The organism is Streptomyces sp. NPDC013187, from assembly GCF_042899705.1.
Lineage (GTDB): Bacteria > Actinomycetota > Actinomycetes > Streptomycetales > Streptomycetaceae > Streptomyces > Streptomyces hawaiiensis_A.
Map to the genome: position 1 here is coordinate 30,752 of NZ_JBIBAF010000008.1, position 20,268 is coordinate 51,019.

Here is a 20,268-nt window from a genome sequence, read left to right on the forward strand (position 1 = left end):
ACGGGTTCTTCGAGCATGCCTTCCTGCCTGGTTCCGCTGGAGTCGCTCAGCGGTTGATCGACTGGATCTCCTGGACGTTCATGTCCTGGGTGGTTTCGAAGGTGCCGTCGGGGAGGTCGCCGTCGGTGCCGTCGGAGCCTTGCCAGGTGATCTGCCAGGTGACGCTGGCGGAGAGTTGGTACGGCGTGCCGTCGGTCGCGCGGAGGTAGCGGATGCCGCACGGGGGCGTTTTGTCGGCGTTGGCCTTGGTGTAGGGCGTGCCGATGGAGCCGTCGTCGTGGATCGCGCAGTCGCCGGAGGCGGGGAAGACCTCGGCGTCCTCGGTGCCCGGGTCCAGGTGGAGGGCGACCGGCTTGGCCGTCGTCTCCGCCCACAGGCCCGTGTTCGGCAGAGCGGCGCGGACCTTGACGTCCTTGAAGGTGCCCTTGTCGAGCCAGACCCAGGTGGGCAGGTTGACCGTGGACTTGGTCGTCGGCCTCAACTCGATCTCGGTGTCGGGGACCTTGACCTTGTTGTATGCGTATTCGGCGAGGGTTCGGGCCGTGGGGGCGTTCGGTACGTCGGGGATCTCGCCGGCGTCCTGCCAGAACATGACGCGTTCGCAGCCGTACGAGTCCGGGTCCTCGAGGTCGGTGGCCACTCCGCGCCAGAAGTAGCCGTCCTCGCCGAGGTTGTAGTTGTCATAGCCCTTGCGGGTGATGAGGGACCCGTCCTCGTAGTTGTAGGCGTCCTTGCCGTCCCGGTAGTGATCCGTCCACAGCTTCTGACCACCCCAGGACGCGTGGGGGCTGACCTGGCCCAGGGCCAGGCCCGTCTCCGAGAACTTCTTCAACTGCTCCGGCGTCATGGCGGGTTCGTACCAACAGGGCGGGGGCTCCCAGTTGACGTCGGTGGAGGACAGAGTGCCCCGCTTGCCGCCGGTGGGGCCACTCGTCTGCGTGACCTTGATGCGGGATACGGCAGCGGAGAGTTCCTGGTTGCTCGCGTTGCCCGTCGCAGGAGGCGGTGCGGGAGCGGTCGTGTTCCCGGGGAGGTCGTTCGCCTGGGCGACCCCGGTGGTCGCCAGCGCCGTCGCCACGCCGACAGCCGCACCCAAGCACATCGCTCGGCGCAGCGACGCCATCACCGGCATTCCTGTGCCTTCCCGAGCACCTCGATTGTCACGGTCCTCCAGACTGCGGAGTCGGCGGACGGGGGCACCATCAGAAGCCTGAACTTCTGGTAGCTATCGGCGCTTTCCTCCGTGTAGTGGACCTTCCCGGTCTTGATGTCCTTGCTGTAGGACTTGGCCTGGTTCCTGCAGAACGAGACGACGACGCCCTTGCCGTCGCTCATGGCGGCGACATCCTCGTCGTAGTACTTGTCCGTCCCGTAGACGGTCCACCCGCCCTTCACCCACGCCTCGATCTGCGACTTGGCGTACTGCGTTGCCTGCGCGCCCGAGTAGAACCGGTACGCCGGGTCGTCGGGATCCTGCGCCGCGATGCCGTGCTTCAGCGCACGGACGTAATTCTCGGCGTCGGACAGTGCCGCTGCCTGCTTCGCGTCGGACGGCTTGTCGAAGTCGAAGACCAGCTTCAGGTCCTTCGGCACGCTGACGTCCGGGCGGTCGTCCCCGGCGGGGCCGGACGCGGACGCCGACGGGCGGCTCGACCCGTCACTCGCCCCCTTGATGTCGTCCGACGACTTGTCGTCGCCGCTCCCGCCGCACGCGGTCAGCAGCAGTGCCGCCGCCGCGGCGAACGCGGTGGCTGTGGTGGTCAGAGCGCGGCGGGCCACGGCTTCTCCCCCGAAGTTCGACGTGTGCAACTGAGAACGAAGCTATCAGGAGGGCGTGTTGGGTCCTCCGCCCACCATGGGCGATTGTGTGGAGAGTGTGAGGGGTGCGAGTGGCACTCGCGAAGAAGGTTGATCGTCAAGTTCGGCCGCGGGTTCGACGCCCGCGGCCACAAGGGCAAATCGGACGCCAGTGAGGTTCCTTACGGCTGCCCTTCGACGACCTCAATAAGAGTCCATAAGATCTCTGTAGGCTCAGCACACCCTCACCCCACTCCCCAGCCCCACCCCACTCCACACACGACCCCAGGACACCCGCCATGCCGCGACGCCGCACCTCAAGCTCGTCAAGCTCGACGGGAAGTACGTCCGGAAGTACGACGGGACCGACGGGAGCCACGGCCGCCCCCAGGAACCGGACCCCGCAGCCGGTGAGGATGCGGCGGCGGTCGTTCGGGGACATCGTCAAGGCGTTCTTCGCCTTCGTCGCCCTGGCCGTGCTGCTCCTCGGCGTCCCGGGCGCGCTGGCCACGCAGATCGGGTGGCCGCTGCCGAACGGGGTGCCCAGTCTCGACTGGCTGCAGCAAGAGATCACCGTTCACACGTTCCTGAACATCCTCACCGTCATCGTGTGGCTGGCGTGGGCGCAGTTCACGGCGTGCGTGCTCGTGGAGATGAAGGCCGCGCTGTCGGGTGTCGGCGTGCCGGGGCGGGTGCCCGGCGCCGGACCGAGTCAGTTGCTCGCACGTCAGCTCGTCGCCGCCCTGCTGCTCGTCGGCGCCACCGCCGCCAGCTTCACGCCGGGGCTGTCGCAGCTCGGGAACAGCTACGACGCCAACCAGAAGCCGACCGTCGCAGCCGCCCAGGCCACCCCGGGCATCTTCGCCCAGCAGCAGGAGCAGGCCTCCGGCGCCGCGGCCGCCCTCGCCGAACAGGCTTCGCACGCCGCCGCCCACGCCGACGCCGGCGGCAGCACCGCCAAGCAGGGCGACACGAAGTTCTACCGGATCCAGCCGCCCGAGGGCCGTCACCACGACTCCCTCTGGGAGATAGCCCAACGGCACCTCGGTGATGGGCGTCGTTACAAGGAGATCTTCGAGCTCAACAAGGACCGCGTGCAGCCGGACGGGTCCAAGCTCTCCGAGGCCAGCCTCATCCGGCCCGGCTGGATCATGGAGATGCCGGGCGACGCCCGCGGCGGCGACCTCGTCGAGATGCCCGACGAGGCACCCGACGTGTCGCCCGAAGTGCAGCAGCAGATCAGCGACTACGCCCGGACGGGCGACCATGCGCAAGGCGCAGGTGCCCAGGGCGGCGGACACGAGCACGCAGGTGGCGGCGCCACCCAGGTGTCCGTCCCCGACCAGCAGCGGCCCGCCCACCACGACACCGGGCACCAGCAGGCCACCTCCGTCGGCGCCGAGTCCGACAGCTCCTTCGGCCTGCCCGAAGCCCTCCTCACCGCGCCCCTCCTCGCCGCCGGTCTCCTCGGCGCCCTGGGGCGGCGCCGCCGGCAGGCCCTGTGGCAGTCGGCGTTCGGATCCACCGGCGGACGGCGCGGCATGGAGCCGCCCACGCCGAGCGGCGACGCACAGGACGTCCAGGACGCGCTGCTCGTCGGCGCCGACCCCGAGGGCGTACGGCTGCTCGACCGGAGCCTGCGCGGTCTCGCCGCCTCCCTCGCCGAGGAGTCGCGCGCGCTGCCGGTCGTGTACGCGGCCTGGCTCAGCAACGGCGACCTGCACCTCCAGCTCGCCCAGCCCGCCGGAAAGCCCCCGGCCCCCTGGCAGCAGGGGCAGGACCAGACGTTCTGGATGCTCTCCCGCGCCGACGCCGAGCGTTACGAGGACGTCGACACGGCCGCGCCCTACCCCGGCCTCGTCAGCCTCGGCACCATGGACGACTCGCGGCTGCTGCTCAACCTGGAGGCCGTGCCCGGCATCGTCTCGCTGAGCGGCCGGGAGGCCGACCGGGCCGCCGTCTTCGCGTCCGTGGCCGCCGAGTTGGCGACCAACGGCTGGTCGGACCGCATGACCATCACGCTCGTCGGCTTCGGCGAAGACCTCACGCCCCTCGCCCCGAACCGGATCCGGCACCTGGAGGACGTCGAGGCCCTCGTCGAGACCATGGAGGCCGAGACGCGGCAGCGGCGCGGAGCGCTGGGCGCCGCCGGGCACGACTCCGTCCTCACCGGGCGCACCGGGCCCGCCCAGCACACCCGTTGGGCCCCGCACCTGGTCCTGCTCGCCGCCCAGCCGTCCGCCGAGGACGCCGTCAAGCTCGCCGAACTCGCCGCCGACGCTGGCCGTCTCGGCATCGGCTACTTCGTCGGCACCGAGACCGGCGATCTGCCGGGCGCCGCCTGGGAGATGGAGATCACCGGTCAGGGCAAGCTGCTCGCGCCCCTCCTCGGGCTCGAACTCGACGCCCAGTTGCTGCCCGTCGCCCAACAACGGGCCGTCGTCGAGCTGTTCGTCGAGGCCGACCCGGAGCGCGAGAGCGACGGGCCCGCGACCGCCCCGCCGTTCCTCGTCGACATCAGCGAGCAGGGGCGTCCGGCCGTGTACGCCCGGCTCGTGGGGCCGTACGAGATCATCGGGCTGGACAATCCGGACGGGGAGCGCAGCGCGCTGCTGCACGAGGCGCTCGCCCTGCTGCTCCTGCACCGCGAGGGCGTTCACCCGCGCGTTCTGTCCTCGGCGCTGTGGCCGCGCGGTGTCACCGACGACGTGCGCGGCGCGCTGCTCGACCGGCTGCGCGACTGGCTCGGTACCGACCCCGACGGCACGCCCCGCCTCGCCACCGACGGCTCCGGCCGGCTCACGCTCGCCAAGACGGTCGTCTCCGACCTGGACGTGCTGCGGTCCCTGTACCACGAGGCCACGCAGGGCCGGGGCGTCGACAGCCGGGCCGTGCGCGGGCGGCTGCTCACCGACGCGCTGGTGCTGGTGCGCGGGCCGCTGCTCGCCGACCGGCCGGAGGGCCGTTACCAGTGGCTCTCCCACGAGATCGTGGACGCCCAGTTGCCGCTGCTCGTCGCGGACACGGGGCTCGCGCTGTGCGAGTTCCACATGGAGAAGGACCGCGCGGAGAAGGCCATCGAGGCGCTCAACGCGGCCCTGCGCACCGCTCCGGCCGACGAGCGCCTGTGGCACGAGCTGCTGCGCGCCACCCACGCCACCGGTGACACGGAGCGGCTGACCGGACTCGCCACCGACCTCATCGGCCGTAGCGGCGCCCGTGGGCTGCCGCCGCGCACCGAGGCGCTGCTCGACGAGCTGCTGCCGACGTGGCGTGACGCGATCGCCGCGGTGGGATGAGCACCGGGCTGCTGGTCCTCGTCGCCGCGCTGTGGGGTGCGGCGGCGGGCGGGTTGCTGCCGCGCGCGGCCTACCGGTTCTCGACGCCGTCGGGGGAGTCGTGGCGGGAGGAGTGCCCCGGCGGGCACGCCGTCGAGGGCTGGCTGGGGCGGGCGGTATGCCGGGAGTGTGCGGAGTCCGGATACGGACCGCGTACGACGCCCCTCACGATCGCCACCGCCCTGGTCTGCGCGGTCCTCGCCGCAGCGACCGGCACCCGCCCCGAGCTGGGGGTCTGGCTGCTGCTCGCCCCGGTCGGCGTGCTGCTCACGGTCGTCGACTTCCGGGTACGGCGCCTGCCCGACCCGCTCACCCTCCCGTTCGCCGCGGCCGCTCTGACCCTGCTCGGCCTCACCGCCCTCGTCCCCGAACACGCGGGCCACTGGACGACCGCCCTGCTCGGCTCCCTCGCCCTGGGCGGCGGCTACTTCGTCCTGTTCCTCATCAACCCCGCCGGCATGGGCTTCGGCGACGTCAAGCTCGCCCTCGGCACCGGCGCGGCCCTCGGCTGGTACGGCTGGCCGACGGTCATGCTCGGCACGTTCGCCGGTTTCCTCCTGGGCGCGCTGTACGGCGCCGCCCTGGTGATCACCCGTCGAGCCACCCGCAAGACAGCCATCCCCTTCGGCCCGTTCCTGATCACGGGCGCGTTCCTGGGCCTTTTGGTGGGCGCGTACACGGCCTGAACCGGCGCCCGACGCGAACACGGCCTGAACCCGCGCCCGACGCGTACACGGCCTGACACCGACGCCCGGCGCGAACACGGCCTGAACCGGCGCCCGACGCGTACACGGCCTGAACCGGCGCCCGACGCGTACACGGCCTGAACCGGCGCCCGGCGCGGACACGGTCTCCGGCATGCCGTGCACGGCGCGTGACCCTCACCGAATGCGTGTGATCCACGCAACCGGCGCTGTCATGATGCTGATCATGACAAACGCGTCGCCCTACCCCGCCTACCCGACCGCGCCCCCCGTCGGCCCGTTCCCGGACCCCGCCCCTCACCCGTACCACCGCCTGGACCGCACGACAGGTCGTCACCGCTGGTGGCGGCCGCTGGTCGGCACGGTGTTGTTGGCCCTCGCCTACTTCGTGATTCTGCTCGTGCTGCTGGCCGTCTCCATCGGGCTCGGCACGGCGCTCGGTGCTCCCGAACTACCCGATGGAGGTGCCGACTTAGGGCCGCTCGGGAACACCGCGATGGATCTCGTGTCCCTCGCGATAGCCCTGCCCCTGGTGCTGCTGGCCACGCTGTGGCCGGCGAGACGGGCCGCCGGGACCGTCACGTCGGTCACCGGACGGCTGCGGATCGGCTGGCTCGGGTGGTGTCTGCTGGCCGGGCTGCCGCCCATCCTCCTGCTCACAGTGATCGCCTTCTTCCTGCCGGACGGCTCGGACGAGTCCGACACCTGGGTGGGCTGGCGCTCCTTCCTCGCGGCGCTGGCCGTCCTGGTCCTCCTCGTCCCGCTGCAGGCCGCGGCCGAGGAATACGTCTTCCGCGGCTGGCTGCTGCAGGCGGTCGGAGCGTTCGTGCGCTCCCCATGGCTCGCCGTGATCCCGCAGGCCGTGCTGTTCGCCGCGGCCCACGGCTGGGGCACCCGGTGGGGGTTCCTCGGGCTGCTGCTGAACGGTCTCGTGGCGGGACTGCTCACGATCCGCACCGGCGGACTCGAAGCGGCCATCGCCCTGCACGTGCTGAACAACCTGCTGGCCTTCGGCGTCTCCGCCGCGGTCGTCGGCGGACTGTCGTCGGACGAGACGGCGGCCGACGCGCCCTGGCCGCTGGCCCTCACCGCCATGGTCACCGACCTGCTCTACGCCGCGCTCGTGCTGTGGCTCGCCCGGCGGCGCGAGCCGCAGCGCCTCTCGGCACCGAGCACCCCGCCCGCCCCCTACCCCCACTCCGCCCGCACGGCCTGACGTCCAGCCCACCGAGGCGCTGGCGTACGCTGGGCTGGTCCGTCCACAACCCTTACGAAAGGGACGCCCGGTGACCGAGAAGGCCGACCTTCAGCCCATCCTCGACCGTGCAGCCGCCGGTGGGCGGATCACCCCGGACGAGGCGCTCGTGCTGTACCGGGACGCCCCGCTGCACGCCCTGGGCGCCGCCGCCGACGCCGTACGCCGCCGCCGGTACGCCGGGACCGAGCACATCGCGACGTACATCATCGAGCGCAACATCAACTACACGAACGTCTGCGTCACGGCGTGCCGCTTCTGCGCGTTCTACGCCGCCCCCAAGGACACCGCCAAGGGCTGGACGCGGGACCTGGACGACATCCTGCGCAGGTGCGCGGAGACCGTCGAGCTGGGCGGCACGCAGATCATGTTCCAGGGCGGACACCACCCGGACTACGGCGTCGAGTACTACGAGAAGCACTTCAAGGCGATCAAGGACGCTTTCCCGCAGCTGGTCATCCACAGCCTGGGGGCGTCCGAGGTCGAGCACATGGCCCGGATCTCCAAGGTGTCCGTCGAAGAGGCCATCCAGCGCATCCACGCCGCCGGCCTCGACTCCTTCGCCGGTGCAGGTGCCGAGCTGCTGCCCGAGCGGCCCCGCAAGGCCATCGCCCCGCTGAAGGAGTCCGGCGAGCGCTGGCTGGAGATCATGGAGATCGCCCACAACCTGGGCGTGGAATCCACCTCCACCATGCTGATGGGCACCGGCGAGACCAACGCCGAGCGCATCGAGCACCTGCGGATGATCCGGGACGTCCAGGACCGTACGGGCGGCTTCCGCGCCTTCATCCCGTACACCTACCAGCCGGAGAACAACCACCTGAAGGGCCGCACGCAGGCGACGCTCTTCGAGTACCTGCGGATGATCGCCATCGCGCGGCTGTTCATGGACAACATCGCCCACATCCAGGGCTCGTGGCTGACCACCGGCAAGGAGGTCGGCCAGCTCTCCCTGCACTACGGCGCCGACGACCTCGGCTCGATCATGCTGGAGGAGAACGTGGTGTCGTCGGCCGGTGCCAAGCACCGGTCCAACCGGATGGAGATCATCGATCTGATCCGGAAGGCGGGCCGGGTGCCCGCCCAGCGTGCCACGACCTACGAGCACCTCGTCGTCCACGACGACCCGGCGAACGACCCGGTCGACGACCGCGTGGTCTCGCACATCTCCTCCACGGCCATCGCGGGCGGCACGGCTCACCCCGAGCTGAAGCTGCTGGCCCCCAACTGACCCACCGTGCTGACGATCCACGCCGCCCCGCTGGTCCTCCCGGCGGGCGCGGCACCCGGCACGGATGCACTGGGCACGGACGCACCCGCCACGGACGCATCCGGCACGGACGCACCCGGCACGGACGCATCCGGCACGGACGCATCCGGCACGGACGCACCCGCCACGGACGCACCCGGCACGGACGCATCCGTCGCGGACGGAGCCGTCCTGGTGGACGGCGACCGGATCACGGCTGTCGGGCCGTACGAGGAGCTCGCCGAAGAGGCACCGGGAGCCCGGGTGCGGCGCTGGCCGGGCGTGCTCACCCCCGGTCTGCGCCAGTGGCACCCGCTGTGGCTGCTGCGCCACTGCTACCACCCCGACCCGCGCGAAGCCGACGAGCTGGGCGAAGAGCCCCTGTGGGGCGAGAAGTTGGCCGCCCTGGGCGACCTCACCGAGACCCGCTGGTCGGGCAGCGTACGGCGCGGGGTGCAGCGGATGCTGCGGTACGGCACGACGGCCGTCGCCTCGCCCGGGGCCCGTTTCCGCGATCCGCTGGTGGCCACGGCCGTCGCCCGGTCCGGGCTGACCGTCGTGGGGACCACGGGGGCTCCCGGCATGCTCCTCGGTGAGCGCCCCGACCTCGACCCGTTCGCGGAGGGCTACGACCTGCGCGGCACGGTCCACGCCCCGCTGTCCGTCGGTGGCCGGGCCGACCTGGCCGTGTTCGACGTGCCCGACGAGACGGCCCTGCGCGAGCGCGGCGCGGTGACCTGCGTGGCGACCGTGCTGGCCGGCCGCCTGGTGTACCGGGCCCGCTGACCCCGGCCGCCTGGTGTACCGGGCCCGCTGACCCCGGGGCCGGGTCGGCCCGGCCGGGTCAGCCCGCGAACGCCCGCCCGAACGCCCCCGGTTTCTGTGCCACCCCGCTGCAGTCGGTCGCCGCCTTCGCCGACTCCGTGCCGTCCGCACACTGCCGGTCCCGGGCCGTCGACCACATCGACACCCAGGCGATTCCCTTCTCCTCGGCGAACGCGCGGACCTCGGCTGCGTCCGCGAGCGTGAACGTCTCGCCCTCGACATCGTTGACGCCGATCATCGAGGTGAGCGCCATGCCCCGCCAGGCGGTCGCGTCCGAGGTCTTGAAGATCTTCCGCAGCTGGGCGTGCGCGGCCTCGGCGGCCGTGAGGGCGTAGCCGCCCATGTCACCGTCGTACGTCGAGCCGTAGTTCATCGTCATGAGGTTGACGGTGGAGACCTGCACAGCGTGGTCGTTGGCGGAGGCCAGGAGTGCCAGGCCGGCCTTGCCGAGACCCGAGGGCATCACCGGCAGGGTGAACGAGACCTCCAGGCCGGGCCGTTCCTTCTGCAACCGCACGATCGCCTTCGAACGCAGGGCGGTGGAGGCGGAGTCGCCCAGCTCGTCACCCTCGATGTCGAAGTCGGCCAGGGTCGTACCGGCCGCGTCGAGCGCCTTGCCGTAGGCCGCTGCCAGTTCCGGCGCGCTGTCACAGGTCGCCGCGAGTTCCCTGCCGGAGGCGCCGCCGAAGGAGACCCGGACCCGGCCGCCGCCCTCCTTGAGTTTCGCGATACGGGAGGCGACCCCCGCGTCGCCGACGGCGTGCGTGCCGTCCCACCGCGGGACGCAGTCGTCGCCGTCGGCTATGACGAACGCCAGGTTGTACGTCGTGGGGGAACCGGCCGAGTCGGTGGCGGCGGCTTCCCCGGCACTGACGTACGGGGCGTACGCGGTGCCGCTCCCGGAAGGGGCCGAGGTGCCGGGCGCAGCCGTCACGGAGGGTGCCGAGCGGGCCGGGCCGTCCTGGCCCGAACAGCCCGCGGCGGCGGCCAGGGTGATCAGACATCCGAGCCCCGCGGCCGGCCTCCGAAATCTCCTCATGACAGTGCGCTCCCGTTCTCGTGACATGCCAGGGGTTAAGGACTCATACGTTTCCCGGCCGCAAACGTCTCACGATGGTCGGTGCTCATGACGCGTTCCGCGGGCGTTCCCGAAAACCCTCAGAGAAAAGACAGCCTGGGCCGTTTCTCATGGGTCTCTCACATGAAAACCCGAGTTTAGGGCACATAAAGGCACTCTACTGTCCGGGAAATGCATTCCGAGCCTGCCATCGAAAAGCGCGCCTCTCGCGGTCGCCGCCGCAAACGCGGCAACGGGTCTCCCGAAGGTCCCGTGTTCGTTGACACGTCCGGTCGCCGAGCCAGGCTGCTGCGCCGGATCGGCCTCCTGACGGGGGTCGTCTGCCTCGGGTACGCGGCCGTTCTCGGCGCGGCCTTCATGGGCTGGGGGACGTCCCTGACACCGTCGCAGTTGCTGCCGTTCGCGGGTGCGGAGCCCGGCGGCGGACCACAGGGCGGTTTCGGGGGCCCCGGTGACCCGGGGGCCCGGCCCAGCGGCGTCCCGTCGGCTCCGGCCCGGGGAGCCGTGAGCGGCACCCCGTCGTCTTCGACGCCCTCCCCGTCCGCGTCCAACGGCGCCAACCGACGGGGCGCACCATGACCACGACCACCCCCTCCCGCGGCCGGCGCCGCGCCCTCCCGGATGGAGCGGGCCGCCGGCAAGGCCGCCGCGCTGCATCGGCCGCGCGTCGTCCTCGCCCTGCTGCTCCTGCTCGCCCTGGTCTGCGTGATGCTCCTCGACGGCTATCTGCGCGCCGAGGTCGGCGGCGACCAGCGGGTGCGCACCGGGGCCAGTGCCGGCGACGTACCCGACGACGTCCTCGAAGGCGGGCCGATCGTCACCTTCCGCGGCGGACAGGCCACGACCGTCTCCGTCCCCGACAAGACCATCGCGCTGACCTTCGACGACGGCCCCAACCCGACCTGGACGCCCCAGGTCCTGTCGATCCTGGAGAAGTACGACGTGCCCGCCACGTTCTTCCTGGTGGGATCGATGGTGTCGCGCTACCCGGGCGTCGTGCGGGACATGGTCGAGCAGGGCCACGAGGTCGGAATCCACACCTTCACGCACGTCGACCTGTCGTACCAGAGCGACGCCCGCGTCCGGCGCGAGATGGAGCAGACCCAGCTGGCGCTCGCGGGCGCGGCCGGCATCACGACCACCCTGTTCCGGGCGCCGTACTCCTCCGAGACCGACGCCATCGACAACTACAGCTGGCCCGTCTACAAAAAGCTCGGCCAGGACGGCTACACCAGCGTCTTCGTCGACACCGACAGCGACGACTGGAAACGGCCGGGCGTGAAGAAGATCGTCCAGTGGGCCACGCCGAAGAAGAACAAGGGCGCCTCCGTCCTCTTCCACGACGCGGGCGGCGAGCGCTCGCAGACGATCAAGGCGCTGCCCGAGTACATCGAGAAGATGCGGGCGAAGGGGTACACCTTCACCACCATCAGCGGCGCCCTGGAGAAGCGGCGGCAACAGCAGGCGCCTGCGGGAGCGGCCCCGGGGGCCGGCGGGTCCCGTCTCCAGGCCGCCCACCGCGAGGCCACCGGTGCGATCCTCTACGAGGGCAAGGCCCTGGTCGCGGCCGTCGCCGTCGCCGAGTGGGCCGTCCCGGCGCTCGCCGTCGGCCTCGTGGTCGTCGGCGTCGCCGTCATGGGCCGCTTCGGGATGATGCTCCTCCTCGCCCGCCGCCACCACCGCCTGCGCAACCGGCGCCGGTTCAGCTGGGGGCCGGAGGTCACCCGGCCGGTGACCGTGATCGTCCCCGCGTACAACGAGAAGGAGTGCATCGCCAACACCCTCGACTCCCTCGCGCGCAGCACCCATCCCATCGAGATCATCGTCGTGGACGACGGTTCCACCGACGGCACGTCGGAGATCGCGCGCGAGGCCGCCCTCGCACTCGGCATGACCAACGTCCGGGTCATCCGCCAGGAGAACGCGGGCAAGCCGGCCGCCCTCAACCACGGGGTCCGCAGCGCCCGGCACGACATCGTCGTGATGATGGACGGCGACACCGTCTTCGAGCCGGACACCGTACGGCACCTCGTCCAGCCCTTCGCCGACCCCGAGGTCGGCGCCGTCGCGGGCAACGCCAAGGTCGGCAACCGCGACACGGTCATCGGCGCCTGGCAGCACATCGAGTACGTGATGGGCTTCAACCTCGACCGCCGCATGTACGACCTGCTGCGCTGCATGCCCACCATCCCCGGCGCGATCGGGGCGTTCCGCCGCGAGGCGGTGCTCCAGGTGGGCGGCATGAGCGAGGACACCCTCGCGGAGGACACCGACATCACCATCGCCATGCACAGGGCCGGGTGGCGGGTCGTCTACGAGGAGCACGCCCGCGCCTGGACCGAGGCGCCGGGCTCCCTCAAGCAGCTGTGGTCCCAGCGCTACCGCTGGTCGTACGGCACCATGCAGGCGTTGTGGAAGCACCGCAAGTCCTTGACGGACCAAGGGCCTTCGGGGCGTTTCGGACGGGTCGGCATGCCGCTGGTGGTGCTCTTCCAGATCGTCACCCCGGTGTTCGCCCCGCTCATCGACGTGTTCACCGCGTACTCCATGGTCTTCATCGACTTCGGGGCGGCGCTGCTGGCATGGCTCGCGGTGCTCGGCGTCCAACTGGTCTGCGCGGCCTACGCCTTCCATCTCGATGGCGAGAAGTACCGCTACCTGCTGATGATGCCGCTCCAGCAGCTGGCCTACCGCCAGATGATGTACCTCGTCCTCATCCACTCCTGCGTCACCGCCCTCACCGGCGGCCGGCTGCGCTGGCAGAAGCTGAAGCGGACCGGCGAGGTCGGCACCCCGGCGGGGGCGAGCTGATGGGGGCGCACAGCAAGGGGGCCGCCCTGGCGGCGGCCCCCGTGTCTCCGGCGCCCACCGGCCGGGACCGCTACTTCGACACCCTGCGGGCCGTCGCCCTCGTGCGGGTCGTGGCGTACCACACCTTCGGGTGGGCCTGGGCCGGACTGGTCTTCCCCTCCATGGGGGTGATGTTCGGCCTGGCCGGCACGCTCATGGCGCGCTCCCTCCAGCGCCCCGCGCCCACGGTGATCAGGAGCCGGGTGCGCCGGCTGCTGCCGCCCTTCTGGTTCTGGGGCGTCTTCGTGGTCACCGCGATGCTGGTGCGCGGCTGGATGCCCGGGTGGCAGATCGTCTACTGGGTCGTGCCGCTCGGCGACCCGCCGGGCAGCGCCTGGGGCGAGCAGGCCTGGGAGATCCTCTGGTACCTGCGCACCTACCTGTGGTTCGTGCTGCTCTCCCCGCTCCTGCTGCGGGTCTTCCGGCTCGCTCCCGTCCCGGTGCTGCTCGCGTCCCTCGTGCCGGCCCTGGCCTTCCGGTTCGTGTGGCAGCCGCCGGACGACCGGCTCGGCAGCGCGCTCACGGATCTGGCGACGTTCCTGTGCTGCTGGCTCCTCGGCTTCGCGCACCGGGAGGGCGTCCTGGCGCGGCTCAAGCCCACCGCGGTGCTCCCGCTCGCGCTGGCCGCCCTCGCGTCCGGCGGCTGGTACGCCTTCACGCACCAGGCCGAGTACGGCACGTACGACCTCGACGAGAACCCGCTCGCGCAGGCCTTCTGGTCCGCGGGCTTCGTGACACTGCTGATGTACGCCAAGGCCCGCTTCGGGACCGACTTCGCGCACCTGGTCCGGTTGCGGCGGCTGGACCGGCTCGTGACCGTCTTCAACGCGCGGGCGGTGACGATCTACCTCTGGCACGAGATCGCGCTGATCCTCGCCGTACCGCTGATCGACCGGTTCTGGGACGTGCCCGCCTTCGAGGTGTACCTGCCGCTGGACAGCCAGTGGTTCCTGTTCGGCGTGGGCTGGGTGCTGATCGCGGTGTTCGTGCTGCTGTGCGGCTGGGTGGAGGACGTGGCGGCACGCAAGCGGCCGCGGCTCCTGCCCGGAGGGGGTGCTGCAAGAATGGGCCCGTGACCCGCGCATCCCTGGACAAGCAGCCGCACGAAGTCGCCTCGATGTTCGACGACGTGGCGGAACGGTACGACCTGACCAACGACGTGCTGTCCCTCGGCCAGGACCGGCGATGGCGCAAGGAGGTCGCCAAGGCGGTCGACGCCCGCCCCGCGCAGAAGATCCTCGACCTGGCCGCGGGCACGGGAACGTCCTCGCTGCCCTTCGCGCAGACCGGTGCCTACGTCGTGCCGTGCGACTTCTCCCAGGGCATGCTCCAGGTCGGCAAGCAGCGCCGGCCCTGGCTGCCGTACACCGCCGGCGACGCGACGCGGCTCCCCTTCAAGGACGACACTTTCGACGCCGTCACCATCTCCTTCGGGCTGCGCAACGTGCAGGACACGGACGCGGGCCTGCGCGAGATGCTCCGGGTGACCCGGCCGGGCGGGCGGATCGTGATCTGCGAGTTCTCGCACCCGACGTGGGCGCCGTTCCGCACGGTCTACACCGAGTACCTGATGCGCGCCCTGCCGCCGGTCGCCCGGGCCGTGTCCTCCAGCCCCGACGCCTACGTCTACCTCGCCGAGTCCATCCGCGCCTGGCCCGACCAGCCCACGCTGGCCGAGCGGCTGGGCAAGGCCGGCTGGTCGCGAGTGGCCTGGCGCAACCTGAGCGGCGGGATCGTCGCCCTGCACCGGGGCTTCAAGGCGGGCTGAGGGCCATGTGGGTATCGCCCGGCTCGTCCAGTTCGCGCTGGAGGCCGCCCCGGGGCGGACGCGGGATGCGCGGTTCGTGCACACCCCCACCGCCCTCACCGGGGCCGAAGTCGAACCACACGTAGACCATCGACTCCCGCGGCACCTCGGCACCGGGCCGCGGGTACTGGCGTACGACGTAGTCGACGACGGGGAGCGGGGGCTCGGGCCGGTCCGGCGTGGTGAGGAGGAGACCCTGCGCCCGGGCCGTCTCCCGCGCGTCCACGGCCATCAGGCCGACCAGACGCGGTACGCGCACATCGGGCGCCTTGCGGGTTATGTGCACAGATGTCACCCCCAGCGGTACCGGAAGGGTAACTCCCGCCCCGTACCGCCCGGAAGCGACAGGTGGCCTGCTGTGACAGTCGACTACGCGGCGTCAACGGCGGGGAGGTCGAGCCGGTAGCAGTGCCCCGTCCGCCGCGCTGCCGGAGTCGTGAACGTCTCGCTGAGGCGCATCCCGAGTCGCCGCGTCACGGCGATGGAGCGGCTGTTGCGGGCGTCGACCATCGCGACCACGCCCGGCACGCCGGCCGCCCGCACCCGGTCCAGAGTCTGCCGCGCTGCCGCCGTCACATAGCCCCGGCCCCAGTGCTCCCGGCCCAGCCGCCAGCCGATCTCGATCTCGCCGGCCGGGCCCCAGCCGCGCTCCCACGGCTGGGCGCCGGTGAAGCCGATGACCCGCCCCGACTCGTCGAGCACGGTCCACAGGCAGAAGCCGAGCTCGGCGTCGTGCCGGCGCTGGCGGGCGGTGAGCTCCTCGTAGACCGAGAGTTCCGAGGTCCTGCCGCCCTGGAACTCCATGACGTCCGGGTCGTCGAAGATCCGGTGCCAGACGAATGCGTCCTCGTGGGTGGGGACTCGCAGCCGCACGGCGGGGAGAACTCGGTTCACGGGGCAGCCCTTCAGCCGGGTGATGAATGCCGCTGCATAGACTGCCCATGTCCCGTGCCGGTCGGCACATCAATTCCGAACCTTGGGGAGATCCCGCTCGTGAGTGTCGTGACCGAGCCCCTCTCGGAGAACACCGCCGATGTGATCGTCGTGGGCGCGGGGCCGGCGGGCTCCACCACCGCCTACCACCTCGCCAAGGCGGGGCTGGACGTCCTCCTGCTGGAGAAGACCGCCTTCCCGCGCGAGAAGGTCTGCGGCGACGGCCTCACCCCGCGTGCCGTCAAGCAGCTGGTGGCCATGGGCATCGACATCTCGGAGGAAGCCGGCTGGCTGCGCAACAAGGGCCTGCGCATCATCGGCGGCGGGGTGCGGCTCCAGCTCGACTGGCCGGATCTCGCCTCCTTCCCCGACTACGGCCTCGTCCGCAAGCGCGACGACTTCGACGAGCAGCTCGCCCGGCAGGCCCAGAAGGCCGGAGCCCGGCTCTTCGAGCGGTGCAACGTGGGCGCGCCGATCGTCGACGACCGCACGGGCCGCATCACGGGGGTGCACGCCAAGCTCGGTGAGGAGAAGCGCGAGGTCACCTTCCACGCGCCTCTCGTCGTCGCCGCCGACGGCAACTCCACCCGGCTGTCCCTGGCGATGGGGCTGCACCGCCGTGAGGACCGGCCGATGGGCGTGGCGGTGCGCACGTACTTCACCAGCCCGCGCCACGAGGACGACTACCTCGAGTCCTGGCTGGAGCTGTGGGACCGCCGCGGCGCCGAGGACCGCCTGCTGCCCGGCTACGGCTGGATCTTCGGCATGGGCGACGGCACCTCGAACGTCGGCCTGGGCGTGCTCAACACCTCCGACTCCTTCAAGGAGCTGGACTGGCGCGAGGTCCTGAAGGCCTGGTGCGCGTCCATGCCGGAGGACTGGGGCTACACGCCGGACAACATGACCGGCCCGATCCGGGGCGCCGCCCTGCCGATGGCCTTCAACCGCCAACCGCACTACACCAAGGGCCTGCTGCTCGTCGGTGACGCCGGCGGCCTGGTCAACCCCTTCAACGGCGAGGGCATCGCCTACGCCATGGAGTCCGGCCAGATCGCCGCCGACGTCATCGTCCAGGCCCACGCCCGGCCGACGCCGGCGAGCCGCGAACTGGCCCTCCAGCGCTACCCGCGCGTCCTGAAGGACACCTACGGCGGCTACTACACGCTCGGCCGCGCCTTCGTGAAGCTCATCGGCAACCCGAAGGTCATGCAGATCGCGGCCCAGCGCGGTCTGACGCACCCGATGCTGATGAAGTTCACGCTGAAGCTCCTCGCGAACCTCACCGACCCCACGGGCGGCGACGCGATGGACCGCATCATCAACGGGCTGAGCAGGGTTGCCCCGAAGGCCTGAACGAACGGACACCGCGCGCACCCGGCCCGCGTGTGCGGGCACGGGTGGCCGCGGGGCCCCGGTCTGCCGTCAGGCGTTCAACGCCGCGATGTCGGCGGCCCGGCGTGCGAGTACCTCGTCCCGCCGGGCCGCCGCCTGCCGCAGCGCGGCCTTCCGTTCCCGTGCGGAGAGCCGGTCCAGGTAGAGCCGTCCGTCGCAGTGGTCGGTCTCGTGCGCGAGGCAGCGGGCGAAGTAGCCGGTGCCCTCGATCACGAGCGGCTCGCCTTCCCGGTCGAACCCGCGCACCACGGCCCGGTCCGGACGCGGCACCTCCATCGTGGCGCCCGGTACCGAGAGACAGCCCTCCGCTTCGTCGAGGAGCCTCCTGCGTGAGGCGTCGAGCGGCTCCAGGACCGGGTTGACGAGGTGCCCGACGTGCCGAGCCCCGTCGTCGTCCGGGCAGTCGTACACGAACACCCGCAGATCGACCCCGACCTGGTTCGCCGCGAGCCCGGCCCCGTCCGCGACGTACATGGTCAGGAACATGTCGTCGATGAGCGCGGCGAGGTCGGGACCGAACTCGGTGACATCCCGGCACGGCTTGTGCAAAACCTCCTCGCCGGCCTCGGTGATGCGCCGGACCTTCCCCTTCCGGGCCCCGGGCGCAAGCCGCGGGTAGGAGTCGACGGGCCGTCCCTGTACGAAGACGCTCGGCATCTGTTGTCTCCCTCTGATGAGTGCCGTGGTGGCGGGAGGGCGGGCTCCGGCGGCGGGAGCACCCCCGCCCTGCGGGACTCATGACAGCAGAACACCCGGGGCCGGTCCCAGGAGCAGTCCGGCCACACGCGGCCATCGGGGCGGTTCGTTCCGGGGCGTACGGGACTTTCGGCCCGTCAGGGGAGCGAAGGTGCCGCCGCAGCGTACGGCTGGCCGTCAACACCCTGCCAGGCTGGGACAATTCGGGCGCACGATGTCAGCGTGACGGAAGCGCAGGGGCGGTCCGTGGTGCCGAGTGGCCTCCAGAAGGGCCCTGAGGGCCCCTGGAGCGCCTCGGGAGGCGGGGTGAGGGATCCGGGAGCCCGAGGGCCCCGGACAGGCCGGGAGGGCCGTCGCCTTGGAGTGGCAACGGCCCTCGAGCCCGTATGCGCGGAGGTTCCGGACGGCGTGCGGCGTCAGAGGACGCGCACCGCTCCCGACGCCGGGTAGCCGGACAGGTCCTGGATGACGACGCCCTTGGACGGGTTGGCCGCGTCCAGGTACTGGCCGTTCCCGATGTAGACACCCACGTGGTACGCGGAGCCCTTGCCGCCCCAGTACAGGATGTCGCCGACCTGGATGCTGGAGAGCGGGACGTCCGTGCCGGCCATCGACTGGTCCTGCGAGACGCGCGGCAGGTCCACACCAACCTGCTTGTACGCGGCCTGCACGAGGGAAGAGCAGTCCCAGGCGTTGGGGCCGGTGGCGCCCATGACGTAGGCGTCGCCCACCTGGGCCTTGAGGAACGCGATGACCGTCGCGACGCTGCCGCTGGCGGGCGCCGACACGGACGTGGAGGCGGACGCGGACGCGGAGAGGGTGGCGCGCTCGGTGCTGCGGTTGGCGCGCTCGGCGGCGGCCTTGCGGGCGGCCTCGGCGGCCTTCTTCTTGGCCTCCGCCTTCTTCTTCGCCTCGGCGAGGTCCTTCTTGGCCTCCGTCGCGGCCTTGGCTGCGGCGGCGTCACGCTCGGCGCGCAGCTCGTAGTTCGCCGCGGCCTGCTGGGTGGCGGCGGCGGACTGGGCGACCTGAGCGGACATATCGGCCGTCAGGGTGGGCAGTTCGATGGTCTGCGTCACCGGCTCGGCGGCGTTCGCCGAAGCCGACGCACCCGCCGCTGCCATGCTGAGAACGCCACCGGCAACGCCGGCGCGCAGGGCGATCGAAGAGGTCGCGCTGCGGCGGGGTTTCCGGTGGCTGCGTATGTGAGCGGTGTGGGACATGGGAATAACCGGTACCAGGGGCTCCTTCATATCTTCAAGAAACGTGGGCTGCGCCACAGTTACTCAATCGGGCCGCCAAAACCCCCGAACGAGACCCTTTATTGACGCCGTAACGGACATTGCGGACGCCCCGTGACCAGCCTGTGATCACTGCGTTTGATCAATACGCCCGAATTGCCCCGCGCCTACCATCGGTTGGGTTGATTGGCCAAGCCCCGTTCTCATGGACCTCTCATCAATGTGACGGAGGTCACGGAACGGCCGTCCTGTCGATCGCGTCCCGGCGCAGAGGTCACGGCCGTGTCACGACCTCGCGAAGATCGTGAACGCGTGCACACGTCCACACCTTGCCCCGCGCACCCCCTGACGTGTGAACGGGCCTCTATCAAGAGATCAAGTCCATCGCGAATTTGCATGCAAGAGAACCCTCTTGATATGGAGACGCCCCCTCCGGCCTGCATTGACGAGCCAAAATGTCACCTCTCGTGATCACTCGGACGCTTCGCGTGTGAAGATCACCGCTCATCCGACTTCATGATCGATCGTCAGGTGGTGGAGATCACAAAGGTTGGGTAATACCCCGTGTCGCAGATCACAGAGCGTCGGGCATAAGATGCACGCGGTTGGGCTTGTGACCTGCTTCACATGTTCCCGATCTTCGCCGGGGCGGGCGGGGTTCGAGGGACAGGTGGGGTGGACGTGAGTCCGACGCCATCCGCCAGCAGTCAGTGCCGACTGAGAGGAGCGAGGAGCGGTGAACGCCTATGCGCCCATCCTCGTACTGGGAGCCCTCGGGGCAGGCTTTGCGATCTTCTCCGTGGTCATGGCCACGTTGATCGGGCCCAAGCGGTACAACCGGGCCAAGCTCGAGGCCTACGAGTGCGGCATCGAGCCGACCCCCACGCCGGCCGGTGGCGGGCGCTTCCCGATCAAGTACTACCTGACGGCGATGCTCTTCATCATTTTCGATATCGAGATCGTCTTCCTCTACCCCTGGGCCGTCACCTTCGACGCCCTGGGGATCTTCGGGCTCGTGGAGATGCTGCTCTTCGTGCTCACCGTCTTCGTCGCGTACGCGTACGTATGGCGGCGCGGCGGCCTGGAATGGGACTGAGGGGCCACAC

Annotated in this window: 17 protein-coding genes and 1 pseudogene; 11 read left to right on the forward strand and 7 right to left on the reverse strand. The window is 70.9% G+C overall.

From position 1 onward, the window contains the following. Positions 1 to 46 precede the first annotated feature (46 nt). Positions 47 to 1,123: a hypothetical protein gene (locus ACFY5B_RS17950; RefSeq protein WP_389970003.1), complete on the reverse strand. Its 1,077-nt coding sequence runs from the start codon at positions 1,121 to 1,123 to the stop codon at positions 47 to 49. Further along, the gene (locus tag ACFY5B_RS17955) at positions 1,123 to 1,779 is read right to left on the reverse strand and encodes a hypothetical protein (RefSeq protein WP_389970005.1); all 657 of its coding nucleotides are present in this window, start codon (positions 1,777 to 1,779) and stop codon (positions 1,123 to 1,125) included. Before ACFY5B_RS17955 ends, ACFY5B_RS17950 begins: the two co-directional genes overlap by 1 nt. A gap of 434 nt (positions 1,780 to 2,213) precedes the next feature. Between ACFY5B_RS17955 and ACFY5B_RS17960 the strand changes: the two genes are divergently transcribed. The 5 genes from ACFY5B_RS17960 to ACFY5B_RS17980 all read left to right on the forward strand — a co-directional run bounded on the left by ACFY5B_RS17960 (position 2,214) and on the right by ACFY5B_RS17980 (position 9,129). Further along, complete coding sequence (locus tag ACFY5B_RS17960) at positions 2,214 to 5,096, forward strand: BTAD domain-containing putative transcriptional regulator (protein WP_389970818.1); 2,883 nt, start codon at positions 2,214 to 2,216, stop codon at positions 5,094 to 5,096. Beyond that, positions 5,093 to 5,821, forward strand: coding sequence for a prepilin peptidase (locus ACFY5B_RS17965; RefSeq protein WP_389970006.1), 729 nt, complete (start codon positions 5,093 to 5,095; stop codon positions 5,819 to 5,821). Before ACFY5B_RS17960 ends, ACFY5B_RS17965 begins: the two co-directional genes overlap by 4 nt. A gap of 244 nt (positions 5,822 to 6,065) precedes the next feature. Beyond that, on the forward strand, positions 6,066 to 7,055 hold the full coding sequence (locus ACFY5B_RS17970) for a CPBP family intramembrane glutamic endopeptidase (protein WP_389970008.1): 990 nt from the start codon (positions 6,066 to 6,068) through the stop codon (positions 7,053 to 7,055). 70 nt (positions 7,056 to 7,125) lie between these two features. Further along, positions 7,126 to 8,325, forward strand: coding sequence for a cyclic dehypoxanthinyl futalosine synthase (gene mqnC / locus ACFY5B_RS17975; RefSeq protein WP_351625624.1), 1,200 nt, complete (start codon positions 7,126 to 7,128; stop codon positions 8,323 to 8,325). Between the two features lie 6 nt (positions 8,326 to 8,331). After that, positions 8,332 to 9,129, forward strand: coding sequence for a hypothetical protein (locus tag ACFY5B_RS17980; RefSeq protein WP_389970010.1), 798 nt, complete (start codon positions 8,332 to 8,334; stop codon positions 9,127 to 9,129). A gap of 58 nt (positions 9,130 to 9,187) precedes the next feature. Here ACFY5B_RS17980 and ACFY5B_RS17985 read toward each other — a convergent pair whose 3' ends face one another. Then, positions 9,188 to 10,207: a chitinase gene (locus tag ACFY5B_RS17985; RefSeq protein ID WP_389970012.1), complete on the reverse strand. Its 1,020-nt coding sequence runs from the start codon at positions 10,205 to 10,207 to the stop codon at positions 9,188 to 9,190. Positions 10,208 to 10,498: 291 nt separating this feature from the next. On the opposite strand from ACFY5B_RS17985, the gene ACFY5B_RS17990 reads away from it, so the two are divergent. The 4 genes and pseudogenes from ACFY5B_RS17990 (at position 10,499) to ACFY5B_RS18005 (ending at position 14,864) form a co-directional block, all read left to right on the forward strand. Continuing rightward, on the forward strand, positions 10,499 to 10,825 hold the full coding sequence (locus tag ACFY5B_RS17990; RefSeq protein ID WP_389970014.1) for a hypothetical protein: 327 nt from the start codon (positions 10,499 to 10,501) through the stop codon (positions 10,823 to 10,825). After that, positions 10,822 to 13,057 (forward strand): annotated as a pseudogene (locus ACFY5B_RS17995) (bifunctional polysaccharide deacetylase/glycosyltransferase family 2 protein). The gene ACFY5B_RS17990 and the pseudogene ACFY5B_RS17995 overlap by 4 nt, the downstream one beginning before the upstream one ends. Continuing rightward, the gene (locus ACFY5B_RS18000; RefSeq protein WP_389970016.1) at positions 13,057 to 14,172 is read left to right on the forward strand and encodes an acyltransferase; all 1,116 of its coding nucleotides are present in this window, start codon (positions 13,057 to 13,059) and stop codon (positions 14,170 to 14,172) included. Before ACFY5B_RS17995 ends, ACFY5B_RS18000 begins: the two are co-directional and overlap by 1 nt. Then, positions 14,169 to 14,864 carry a demethylmenaquinone methyltransferase gene (locus ACFY5B_RS18005; protein WP_389970017.1) on the forward strand — a complete coding sequence of 232 codons (696 nt, stop codon included), beginning with the start codon at positions 14,169 to 14,171 and terminating at the stop codon, positions 14,862 to 14,864. The genes ACFY5B_RS18000 and ACFY5B_RS18005 overlap by 4 nt, the downstream gene beginning before the upstream one ends. On the opposite strand, the gene ACFY5B_RS18010 is transcribed toward ACFY5B_RS18005, so the two are convergent. Continuing rightward, on the reverse strand, positions 14,851 to 15,162 hold the full coding sequence (locus tag ACFY5B_RS18010) for a PASTA domain-containing protein (protein WP_389970019.1): 312 nt from the start codon (positions 15,160 to 15,162) through the stop codon (positions 14,851 to 14,853). The two genes, ACFY5B_RS18005 and ACFY5B_RS18010, sit on opposite strands and share 14 nt — an antisense overlap. A 110-nt stretch (positions 15,163 to 15,272) precedes the next feature. Beyond that, a complete protein-coding gene (locus ACFY5B_RS18015; protein ID WP_389970021.1) occupies positions 15,273 to 15,797 on the reverse strand; it encodes a GNAT family N-acetyltransferase in 525 nt (174 codons plus the stop codon). Positions 15,798 to 15,896: 99 nt separating this feature from the next. Here ACFY5B_RS18015 and ACFY5B_RS18020 point away from each other — a divergent pair, with 99 nt between their 5' ends. Beyond that, entirely contained in the window at positions 15,897 to 17,189 is a 1,293-nt protein-coding gene (locus tag ACFY5B_RS18020; RefSeq protein ID WP_053669586.1) for a geranylgeranyl reductase family protein, read from the forward strand. A gap of 69 nt (positions 17,190 to 17,258) precedes the next feature. On the opposite strand, the gene def is transcribed toward ACFY5B_RS18020, so the two are convergent. After that, complete coding sequence (def, locus tag ACFY5B_RS18025) at positions 17,259 to 17,885, reverse strand: peptide deformylase (protein ID WP_389970023.1); 627 nt, start codon at positions 17,883 to 17,885, stop codon at positions 17,259 to 17,261. Positions 17,886 to 18,340: 455 nt separating this feature from the next. Then, a complete protein-coding gene (locus ACFY5B_RS18030) occupies positions 18,341 to 19,174 on the reverse strand; it encodes a C40 family peptidase (protein ID WP_344467505.1) in 834 nt (277 codons plus the stop codon). Positions 19,175 to 19,898: 724 nt separating this feature from the next. On the opposite strand from ACFY5B_RS18030, the gene ACFY5B_RS18035 reads away from it, so the two are divergent. Continuing rightward, positions 19,899 to 20,258, forward strand: a complete 360-nt coding sequence (locus ACFY5B_RS18035; RefSeq protein WP_003974383.1) for an NADH-quinone oxidoreductase subunit A — start codon at positions 19,899 to 19,901, stop codon at positions 20,256 to 20,258. The last annotated feature ends 10 nt before the right edge of the window (positions 20,259 to 20,268 follow it).

Excerpts from the sequence above, each read along its gene's own strand:
- ACFY5B_RS17950 (WP_389970003.1), bottom strand. The coding sequence starts at position 1,123 with ATGGCGTCGCTGCGCCGAGCGATGTGCTTGGGTGCGGCTGTCGGCGTG.
- ACFY5B_RS17960 (WP_389970818.1), top strand. The coding sequence starts at position 2,214 with ATGCGGCGGCGGTCGTTCGGGGACATCGTCAAGGCGTTCTTCGCCTTC.
- ACFY5B_RS17965 (WP_389970006.1), top strand. The coding sequence starts at position 5,093 with ATGAGCACCGGGCTGCTGGTCCTCGTCGCCGCGCTGTGGGGTGCGGCG.
- ACFY5B_RS17970 (WP_389970008.1), top strand. The coding sequence starts at position 6,066 with ATGACAAACGCGTCGCCCTACCCCGCCTACCCGACCGCGCCCCCCGTC.
- ACFY5B_RS17985 (WP_389970012.1), bottom strand. The coding sequence starts at position 10,207 with ATGAGGAGATTTCGGAGGCCGGCCGCGGGGCTCGGATGTCTGATCACC.
- ACFY5B_RS18000 (WP_389970016.1), top strand. The coding sequence starts at position 13,057 with ATGGGGGCGCACAGCAAGGGGGCCGCCCTGGCGGCGGCCCCCGTGTCT.
- def (WP_389970023.1), bottom strand. The coding sequence starts at position 17,885 with ATGCCGAGCGTCTTCGTACAGGGACGGCCCGTCGACTCCTACCCGCGG.
- ACFY5B_RS18030 (WP_344467505.1), bottom strand. The coding sequence starts at position 19,174 with ATGAAGGAGCCCCTGGTACCGGTTATTCCCATGTCCCACACCGCTCAC.